The sequence below is a fragment of the Calditrichota bacterium genome (genome assembly GCA_013152715.1).
In the GTDB taxonomy this organism is placed as follows: Bacteria; Zhuqueibacterota; Zhuqueibacteria; order Thermofontimicrobiales; family Thermofontimicrobiaceae; genus 4484-87.
On sequence record JAADFU010000082.1, the window covers coordinates 1 to 10,590 of the forward strand.

The following is a 10,590-nucleotide window of genomic DNA, read 5'->3' on the forward strand; positions in this document are numbered from 1 at the left end:
GAAAACCACGCCTCACGCGGAGCAAACGTACATGTTGACGGTGGTTAAAGTGAAGGATCGTGCCAAAGCGCCGAATGAAATTGCCGGACAGAATCAATTGAGCTATGAGTTCGTTGATCGTTTTCCGCCGCAGGTGATTTCTGTGCGGGCATCGACGGACACGACTGTTGAAGTACAATTTTCAGAGCCAATGGAAAAGACCTCGGCAGAAAAAATTTCCAACTACCAAATCACACCATCAGTGCCGATTTTGAGTGCAGTTTTGAATTCAACAGGCAAAAAGATAACTCTTGCTACCGGCGTTCACGGCGAAGGAAATTATCAGCTTGCTGTACACTCCGTTACTGACCGGGCGAAAAATCCGAATCCGCTGGCTGACGGCACTGTTGTTTCGTATCCGTACCAAGATAAATTTCCGCCCACAGTGAAAAATTTGCAGGTAATTTCTGAGACAGAATTGCGAATCAGGTTCAGCGAACCGGTGGAAAAAAACTCAGCGGAAAAAGTCTCCAATTATTCAATTGACAGAAATATTCAGATTATTTCCGCCACACTTTTGTCCGACAACGTTTCTGTGGAATTACAAACAATTCCGCATGGCGAGGGAAGCTATCATTTGACGCTGAATGGCATCAAGGATCGCGCGCTGCAGCCTAATTCCATTGCTCAAAATACGACTTTGGAATACCACTACATCGACACGACCGCGCCGACAGTTGTTAGTGTGAACGCCGTAGCGGAAGATACGGTGAAGATTTTATTCAGCGAACCAATGGCTCAACAAAAGGCTGAAAATAAGGCAAATTATGCCATCAATAACGGTGTTCAGATTCTGTCGGCGAAATTAGCGCACGACGGGAAAACGGTGATGCTGAGAACGACTTCCCACGGCGAAGGGAATTATCAGTTGGAAATGAATAATTTGTGTGATCGCGCGCAGATGCCGAATTTCATCGCGGCGCACACGACAGTTTCCTACCAATTTGTGGATTCAGTTCCGCCGCGAATGACGTCGGTGGAAGCCATCGCGCCGACGACTGTCATTGTCAATTTTAGCGAACCAGTGAATTCCGCCGATGCGGAGAAAACTTCCAACTATTCAATTAATCGCGGCATCAACGTGCTTTCCGTCAACCTGGAAAATAATGGCGTTCAGGCACGGCTCACGACTTCGCTGCACAACGAGGGCGAGTATCATTTGCAGCTTCAAAATGTCAGAGACAGGGCGCAGAATCCGAATGTGATACCGACTCAGACGCTGACATACAATTATGTCGACCACATCGTTCCGGAAGCAATTTCTGCGACAGTGGTTGCGGACAGTCAAATTGATGTGCGTTTTAGCGAACCGGTGGAAAGAAACTCCGCGGAAAATGTCGCCAACTATCGTATTTCGCCGGAAGTTTCACTTTTATCAGCTACTTTAGACGAGGACACAGTAACCGTTCATTTGCTGACAGCGCATCATGCCGAAGGAAGCTACGTGTTGCATTTGAACAATATCAAAGATATTTCGAGTCAGAAAAATTTAATTGATTCAGGGACTGCATTGAGCTACGAATATGTGGATCAAATCAGACCCACAATAACCGGCGTAGAGGCTGCAATGCCCACGGAAGTGCGTGTAAGTTTCAGCGAGAAAGTAACTGCAGAGAGCGCTGAAAATATCGCGAACTATTCCATTAACAACAACATCGAAGTGCAGGCGGCGCGGCTGGATTCTTCGGAGGCAACGGCAATTTTAACCACAACTGCGCATCAGCCGGGAAATTACATTATTATAATAGATAATATCAAGGACCGTGCGCAACAGCCGAACACGATTTTGCCTCACAGTTATTTCACTTACTCGTATACCGACAGACTGGCTCCTGATGTCAGTCAGGTTGAAGTTGTTGATACTGATCATTTGAAGGTTGTTTTCAACGAACGGGTGCAAAAAATATCGGCGGAAAATGCGAATAATTTTCAAATCAAAACCGTGGCGTCAGATGTCGATGTTTGGCAATTGAGCGGGAAGAGAAATTTTAACCAAAACGACCAGACTCTCGCTGGCGGCGGTGAAAATATCCCTGTGGAAATTCAATCACTTTCTCTGGAAATAAATGAGCGAGTTTTGCACATTTTTACCGAGAAACAAAAGCCAGGTGATTATATGTTGGCGGTGAAAAATATCAAAGACTGTGCGCCGCAGCCGAACGCACTGCAACAAGAGAAAAAGATTTTCTATCGGGTTGAAGATTTGACGCCGCCGACAATTGCTTCTGTGCAGGCAAGCGAAGAAAACCAAGTGGAGGTAATATTTTCCGAGCCGGTCGTCCCGGAAATGGCGACGGATACTGCAAACTACAAAATTAGCAAAGGAATTAGAATTTTTCGGGCGACGATCGATTTGAGCATGACGAAGGTGACGCTGAAGACTTCTCAACACGAAAATGGGGAAGGCTATCAATTGGCCGTGGAAAATATCGAGGATATGTCCGATCTCCACAACAAAATTGCAGCGGATACGCGCGTGGATTATATCTTTGTCAAGCAAAATCCTGATAAACCACAGATTGTCAATTTCGTTTCACTGGAAGCTAACGGCGATGGCGGATTAGTGGCGCACTGGGATTCGTGCGGAAGCAATAACATTGTCAGTTACAAAGTTTATTACGGCATCCAGTCACAAAATTACAATACCGTCGTCGAAGCCGGAGACAGGTTGTCATTCACGCTGGTGAATTTGTCGGAAGGTGTGACCTATTTTGCTGCAATCACGGCAGTAAATAATTATGGCATGGAAAGCAATTTTTCCCATGAACTTTCGGCAACGGTAAGTATGCGCGATGTCATGCCGCCGGAAGTCGCCGAACTGACGGTGAATTCGGACACCACGCTCACGATTTTGTTCAGCGAATCCGTTGCCAGAAACACGGCAGAGGAAATCGGAAATTATCAAATTGATCGCGGTGTTCAGGTTTTATCCGCTTCGCTGGCGCGGGATGGAAAGACACTGTTTTTGCAAACAACGCCGCACGTTGCCGGGGAATACTTGCTATCAGTGTCCGGCATTGAGGATCTGGCGCCGAACCCGAATCTCATCCGCGAAAATTATCGCGTCAGTTATTATTTTCATCCCAATGATCGTGTCCCGCCTGTTGTGGCTGACTGGCGCGTCATTTCACAGAATAAATTGGAGCTCGTGTTTAGCGAACTGGTGGAAAAAAGTGACGCAGAAAGGACAGCGAATTACCTTATCAGCCCGGCGGTAACAATCTATTCGGCAAATTTTAACGTTGAAGAAAACAGCGTCATTTTGACAACCGAAAATCATGTGCCGGGCGTCTGGTACACGATGAAATTGAAGAATATCAGGGACCTTGCCTCGCCGGCAAATGTGATTAGCGCTGATACGAAATTTCAATATCAATTCCAATCTGAGGATAACACACCGCCTGAAATTTATTTTGTCCGCGCTGCCGCAGCGAACAAAATTCTTGTTCAGTTTACCGAAGGCGTGGATCTGAATTCGGCGCAAAAAACAGAAAATTATCAAATCAATGCCGGCGTGGAAATTTCTCGCGCTGAGCGATTGATGGATTTGCGAACAATTGCGCTGACAACCAGTCCTCTGCGGCAGAATCAAGTTTACGAAATTTCCGCGCAGCAAATCAGCGATTTGGCGACTCCGGCGAACACATTGACGGCGAGCAAAAGCTATCAGTTCGTTTTCAATCCGCAGGATTTTACTGCGCCGCGATTGTTGTCCGTGGAACCGCTCAGTGCAACAAAGCTAAAGCTGATTTTTTCTGAATTTTTGAATCGCAAAAGCGCAGAACTGTTGTCCAATTACAGTATTGACAAAGGAATTGCCGTTGTCGCCGCCCAGTTGGGCGAAAATTCAAATAGCGTGTATCTGACGACTTCAACGCACAGCAGCGGGCTGTATTATCGAATTACAGTGAACGGAATTAAAGACACGGCGCCGATTCCCAATATCATCAGGGCGAATACGGTACAGGAATATTACTTTTTCCAGACCGACAAAACACCGCCCGTGGCAGAAAATTGTGAATTGAAAAATGCCATGCAATTGGAGGTAACGTTCGACGAAATTGTGAGCCGGGAAAGCGCTGAAAATGTGGCGAATTATCTCATCAATCCGTACGTCGCCATTCGCAGCGCGCTTTTGGACAGTAGTTTGCAAAGAGTGATTCTGGAAACTGATGCCCATGAGCCGGGTAAAACGTATCAGATTTTAATAACCGGAATCGCCGACCGCGCGGATCCGCCCAATAGAATCGTGCAGCCGCAACGATTGATTTACACGCTGCCGCCAGAGACAGATTTTATCGCGGACAATTTGATTCCTGCGCGTTACGAGTTTGCCTATTTGAGTGTCGGCGACACCTGCTATCTGGACGCTAACGAACGAATTCAATCCGTGCCGAAAAAAATCCTGGGTGGGTTGTGGATTCGCACAGCTCAGGCAGATGCGAATAGTACCAACAGCGCCTTTCTGGCATTTCGCTTGAAAAAGAAGGCGACTGTTTTTGTCGGCGTTGATCCGGATGTGAGAAATTATCCGGATTGGCTCATCGATAAATTTTACCGTACGGGCGAAAAGATCGGCTTTGACGGCGAATTTGGTACTCTCGATTTGTGGCAGGCGGAACTGGACACCGGCTTTGTGATTTTGGGCGGAAACATGGCTGCCGGCGCAGAGTCAATCGAAAAAATGTACGTCGTCATTATCAAACCGGAGTCCGAGGACAAAAATTTGCTGCCGGACGGCATGGACGATCCGCTTTCCCGCAGCGAAGCACAAAAATTTCAGTTGATTCAGAATTACCCCAATCCGTTCAACGCCGAAACGAAAATTCAATTCGCCGTCTCGGAAGAAACGCACGTTAAAATTGAATTGTTCAACATTCTGGGGCAGCAAGTACGCGTTTTGCTGGATAGGGACAAAGCGCCAGGCCGCTACTTAATGCTTTGGGACGGCAAAGACGCGAACGGAATGGTCGTCGCCACCGGTGTCTATTTCATGAGAATGACAGCGCTGAAAAATGATCAATCACTGGGCGGCCGCGTCGTATTTCGCAAGGTGCGAAAAATGCTGTTTATCCGCTAATAAAAATTTAGTGAACGGCTATTTTCGAGTCGGTTCTTTAGCCCCGTCGATAAGCGTGGAAATGTCGGCGGGGCTTTAATTGTTCGGAATAAATTTACCAAAAATTAATAATGACAACTTCATGCCGCGCGTCTTGGTAGTGAAAAAAATTAATGCCGGAATAATCTCACAAATAAAAAAAAATCATTGCTAATATGATTAAAAATTTCTATATTTTTAATTGATTAATTTGGAGTTAAGTTGAAAATGAAATTGAAGCAAAATTTTAGCAATTTTCTTGTTCAAAAAAATCTATGGCTCGTGCTGACTTTTCTCGTTGTCGGCGTTTTTAGTCGGAATACTCTTTTCTCTCAGGAGCAGCCGGCGACGTCTCCGACAGGCATTTCTCTGCCGCAGGAGCGGGCTGCTTCTGCTGTCAAGCCTGCTTCTCAACAAAAAACGAGGCTTCCGCTTTTCGGCAGCAATTTTTTTACCGAGAGCAGCCCTTACGAGAGCATTCTCAGCTTTGGCAGTGGTATGTTCCCGGAAAATTACTGGCTGGGCCCCGGCGACAGACTGGGAATTTATCTGCTGGGGAAAAGTCAGCAAAATTTTGACGTTATTGTCAACGTGGAAGGAAAAATTTATATTCCCACGGTGGGCATGTATTTTGTTTCCGGCATGAAATTGAATGAATTCCAGAAATTTCTCAGCCGTGAGTTTTCCAAATATTATGACAATTTTTCCGTGAATGTGATGGTCATTGAACCGAAGAAATTTCCGGTAGCGGTGGCTGGCGACGTGAATCGTCCGGGAAAATATTACTTAACTTCAGTCAACACGGTTCTCGACGCGATCATGATTGCCGGCGGTCCCACGGATCGCGGTTCACTGAGAAATATCGAACTCTACCGAGGCGAAAAAATATTTACCCACGTCGATCTTTATCAATTTTTATTAAAAGGCGAGGCGCCCTCGGACCTGTTTCTTCAGCCGGGGGACAAAATTGTCGTGCCGCTCATTGATGCCATTGTCGCCATCGACGGGGAAGTAAAACGCCAGGCGCGGTTTGAGCTCAAAACGGACAGCACAGAGCGACTTTCTGCATTGATCGCATTGGCTGGCGGCTTTACTGATCTGGCTTATCTTGATAACGTTGAAATCAGCCGCTTGTTGCCAAGTGGCGATCGGGAAGTCCATTTCGTTAACTACCAACACATTGCGGAAAATGATAGCTGTGAGGAAAACTATCTTCTGAAAAATGGCGACAAAGTACATGTTTTTTCCATCCTTGACCAGACGCATCCGAAATTCGTTCACATTCACGGCGAAGTGAAAAGGCCTGGTACTTTTCCGTTTGAAGAAAATTTGCACGTTGTCGATCTGATTCACAAGGCGGGAAATTTGACGCGCAGCGCCTATTTGCTGGAATGCGAAGTGGCGAAAATTGATCCCAAAAAAGCGACTAAATTTATCAAATTAGATTTGCAGAAAATTTTAGCGAATCCCCAGTGTGAAGAAAATGTTTTGTTGGAAGAAGACGACCGCGTTTTCATTCGCAAAATTCCGGAATGGGAGGTCGGACCCGTCATTGAAGTTCGCGGCGAGGTGCAATTTCCCGGCACTTACGCCATCACGGAAGACACGACGACTTTGTTTGAGGTCATGAAAAAAGCCGGCGGTTTTACCGACAGGGCTCTGATTCGAGAGGCGTCGCTGATTCGACGCAGCTCGAAATTGACCATTGACAAAGAATATTTGCGGCTCAAGCAAATTCCGCGGGATCAGTTGACCGAGTCTGAATACGAATATTTGGTGATGAAGGAAAACACGCAGGACATAGGCCGCATTGTGGTAGATTTTTATAAATTGTGCATCAAAGGCGACATGCGTGAAAATGTTACGCTCAAAGACGGCGATGTGATTAATGTCCCGGAAACGCCGGACGTGGTTTACGTTACCGGAAGAGTGTCACGGCCCGGCGGCGTTTTGTACGAACCCGGGAAAGATATCAAATATTATCTGGGAAAAGCCGGCGGCGTCACCTGGGACGCAAAAAAACGCAGCATCAAAGTGACGAAAGTTTCCGGAGAGATTATTGACGACGAGGATGTGAAACGCCTCGACCCCGGCGACATTATCTGGGTGCCGCGTCGACCGGATCGGGATTGGTGGGAAATCTTTCGCCAGACTATCGCTGTCGTGGCACAGGTGGCAACGGTTTATATTGTCGTACAACAAGCCATAAGGAAATAATTTGCCCATGAATGAAAAAAAGAGCGAGGAAATCGATCTGTTAGATTATTTGCACGTGCTGATAAAGCGGCGGCGCATGATTTACAGAAATGTTTTTCTGGTGGCAATTTTGACGCTGCTCGTTAGCTTTGTCATGCCCTCGTATTACAAAGCCCGTACCACAATTTTACCGCCGGAAGAGGCGCCATCTTCGGGACTTTTGACCGCGCTGTCCAACACGCCACTCTCCAGCATGTTGCTCACGGAAACGAGCACGACGTCTGATTTGTTCGTGCAAATTCTCAAAAGCCGCTCCGTATTGGACGGCGTTTTGCAAAGAGTGTTTGAATTTCCCCGTGGCGGGAAAAAAGCAAAAAAACGCACGCTGTTGGATATTCTGGGCTACGAAAGTCTGGAAAAAGGGAGGAAAGCGCTACGCAAGAAAATTTACGTGGAGGCATCGCAGGAAGGAATTGTCACGCTGGAGGTGGAGTTGCCTGACCCGCATCTTGCCGCGGATGTCGCCAACGCCTTTGTGGCGGAGTTGGATAAAATAAACAAAGAAAAATCCAATTCCCGGGCGAAAAACTCGCGGCTGTACATTGAGGCGCAGCTTAAAATTACAGAAAAAAAGCTGGCGAAAGCCTCCGAGGAGTTAGCGCGGTTCAAAGAAAAGTATAAGGCAATCTCTCTGGAAGCGCAGACCGAAGCCGCGATTCAGGAAGCGGGCGAATTAAAAGGGAAAATTATCGCCAAGGAGGTGGAGCTCGGCGTGGCGCTGCAGTCGCTGAAAGCGGATCACATTTCCGTCATTCGGCTGAAAAAAGAGTTGCAAGAATTGAAAAAACAATACAATTATTTGCAGTACGGCACGGACGAAGACCTACAAAAACGAAAAGAATTTTACATCCCGTTTTCGCAGGTGCCGGAAGTAGGGATTCAATTGGCAAAACTGATGCGCGAAGTCAAGGTTCAGGAGACCGTCTGGCAACTGCTGAATCAGCAGTACTATCAGGCGAAAATTCAGGAAGCGCGCGACACGCCTACGGTGCAGGCGCTGGATGAGGCTGTGTCGCCGGAAGTGCGCAGCCGGCCTAAAAGAAAGCTAATGGTCATCATTGCCACATTTTTGGCGTTTTTGTTCAGCGTTTTCTGGGCCTACGCCGGGGAATTTTATGAAAATTTAAAATCTGACCCGGAAGAAAATGAGAAACTTAAAGCGATGACGGAGCACATAAAATCGGACCTGGAAAAAGTGAAGTCGGTATTGAGAAAAACATTCAGGAGAAAACGACATTGAAAATAGTTTCTGTGGTCGGCGCCAGACCGCAATTCATCAAGGCGGCGCCGGTCTCGGCAGCATTGCGAAAACAACACCAGGAATTATTGCTGCACACGGGTCAGCATTATGACGAAAATATGTCTCAGATATTTTTCGATGAAATGAAAATTCCCCGTCCCGATAGAAATCTGGGCGTCGGCTCCGGCACTCACGCCCAACAAACAGGGCAAATTATGATCGGCGTGGAGAAGTATTTGCTTGAGGAGAAACCGGACTGGGTGATAATTTATGGCGATACAAACTCCACAATGGCGGCGGCGTTGGCAGCGGTGAAATTGCACATCCCCGTGGCCCACGTGGAAGCGGGATTGCGCAGTTTCAATCGCCGCATGCCCGAAGAAATTAACCGCGTTGTGGCGGACTGCGTCTCCAAATTGCTGCTTTGTCCGACGGAAACGGCGGTGCAGAATCTTACGCGGGAAGGAATTCGGGAAAATGTGTACAATGTTGGCGATGTAATGTTTGACGCGGCGCTGCGGTTTGCGCCTTTGGCGGAGTCAAAAAAAGAGATTCTCAGCAAGCTTGGCGTGAAGGAAAAAGAGTATTTTTTGTTGACGCTGCATCGGGCGGAAAACACGGACAATGAAGACAACATGCGGCACATAATCGACGCGATTTTACAAGCGCCGCTGTCAGTGGTTTTCCCGGCGCATCCGCGAACGCGAAAATGTCTTCGCCAATATGGTTTAATGGAAAAATTGGAGAATGCACCGCAGGCGATTTTGACCGAACCGGTGAGTTTTTTGGAAATGATTTTACTGGAGAAAAAGGCAAACAAAATTCTCACTGATTCCGGCGGCGTGCAAAAAGAGGCCTATTTTTATCAGGTGCCGTGTATCACGCTGCGCAGCGAAACCGAGTGGGTGGAAACAGTGGCAGATGGCTGGAACCGCATCGTGGGTTCAGACTATGATTTAATTTTGGATGCCATGAGAAATTTTCAACCGCATTCAGAGCAAAAAGGCCATTACGGAGATGGCCACGCCGCGGAGAAGATTTGTGAAATTTTAGATAATTTTTAAAGGTGCAAGTGTACCCACCTCAAAGGTGGGGCACACTTCCAATGCTTTGTGGTTTTGCGTCGCTGTGAGAGCAAGAGTAAATTTATGAAAAAAAAAGCATTTCAAATAAATCGTTTAAGATTTTTTCCAAAAATTCCAAAAGTGTACTCCACCTCAAAGGTGGGGCACACTTTTTTCTCGGTCATTTTGATTGTAATCTTTTTTTTGTGTACCATCTTGCACGCACAATCACCATTTGTGCCTTTGAATCATCGGGTTTACTCATTCATCGAACGCCTGAGCGCCCGAAAATCGCTGGCACTGACGCCGCCTGGAAGTCTGCCATTGTCGCGGAAAGCCGCTGCGGAATATCTAAAAAAAATATTTCAAAAAAACGCGGCTTCCGAATTTTTGACGGAAGAGGAAAAAGACGAGCTTAATTATTTGCTGTTCCAATTTCAGGATGATTTGCCAAATAATTTCAGCGTGAACCACAACTCCCGAATCGACAAAATAAAAAACTGGCGCTTATTTTCCGGTTGGCTGCCAAAATGGATTTACGGGAACGGGCGCAATTTATTTTCCTGGAAAGACGGCGAGGTGCAGATTTTCGGCGATCCTGTTTTTCGCTATCGTACGCTCAATTCGGTCTGGAATTCTGACGTCCGCACGGAGCATCACCATTTCACCAACGGCATTCGCGCTTACGGATGCTTGACGAATTACCTGAGCTTTTTCTTCGATTTTCGGGATAACAAGGAATGGGGCACGCAAAAATATCGGCTGGGAAATTACACGTTGCCGCGACTGGGATTTGTGCGCGCAACTTCGCCTGATTACATTTACCACGATGAAACAGAAGCCTACATTCGCGCCGGCAATAGAAAATTTCAGGTGACTTTCGGTAAATTCAA

5 protein-coding genes are annotated in these 10,590 nt (G+C 46.8%); all 5 read left to right on the forward strand.

The features are described from left to right. The first annotated feature begins 31 nt into the window (after positions 1–31). Positions 32–5,119, forward strand: a complete 5,088-nt coding sequence (locus tag GXO74_06330) for a T9SS type A sorting domain-containing protein (protein ID NOZ61280.1) — start codon at positions 32–34, stop codon at positions 5,117–5,119. A 246-nt stretch (positions 5,120–5,365) separates the two neighbouring features. After that, positions 5,366–7,354 (forward strand): hypothetical protein, encoded by a 1,989-nt coding sequence (locus GXO74_06335; GenBank protein NOZ61281.1) that lies wholly within the window; start codon positions 5,366–5,368, stop codon positions 7,352–7,354. A 7-nt stretch (positions 7,355–7,361) separates the two neighbouring features. Further along, positions 7,362–8,633 (forward strand): hypothetical protein, encoded by a 1,272-nt coding sequence (locus GXO74_06340; GenBank protein NOZ61282.1) that lies wholly within the window; start codon positions 7,362–7,364, stop codon positions 8,631–8,633. After that, a complete protein-coding gene (gene wecB / locus GXO74_06345; GenBank protein NOZ61283.1) occupies positions 8,630–9,697 on the forward strand; it encodes a UDP-N-acetylglucosamine 2-epimerase (non-hydrolyzing) in 1,068 nt (355 codons plus the stop codon). The genes GXO74_06340 and wecB overlap by 4 nt, the downstream gene beginning before the upstream one ends. 216 nt (positions 9,698–9,913) lie before the next feature. After that, positions 9,914–10,590 (forward strand): hypothetical protein (locus GXO74_06350; protein ID NOZ61284.1); only part of this gene is annotated, 677 nt, incomplete at its 3' end.

What these genes read in the sequence shown, in the direction of transcription:
- GXO74_06330 (NOZ61280.1), top strand. Translation starts at nt 32, where the DNA reads ATGTTGACGGTGGTTAAAGTGAAGGATCGTGCCAAAGCGCCGAATGAA.
- GXO74_06335 (NOZ61281.1), top strand. Translation starts at nt 5,366, where the DNA reads ATGAAATTGAAGCAAAATTTTAGCAATTTTCTTGTTCAAAAAAATCTA.
- GXO74_06340 (NOZ61282.1), top strand. Translation starts at nt 7,362, where the DNA reads ATGAATGAAAAAAAGAGCGAGGAAATCGATCTGTTAGATTATTTGCAC.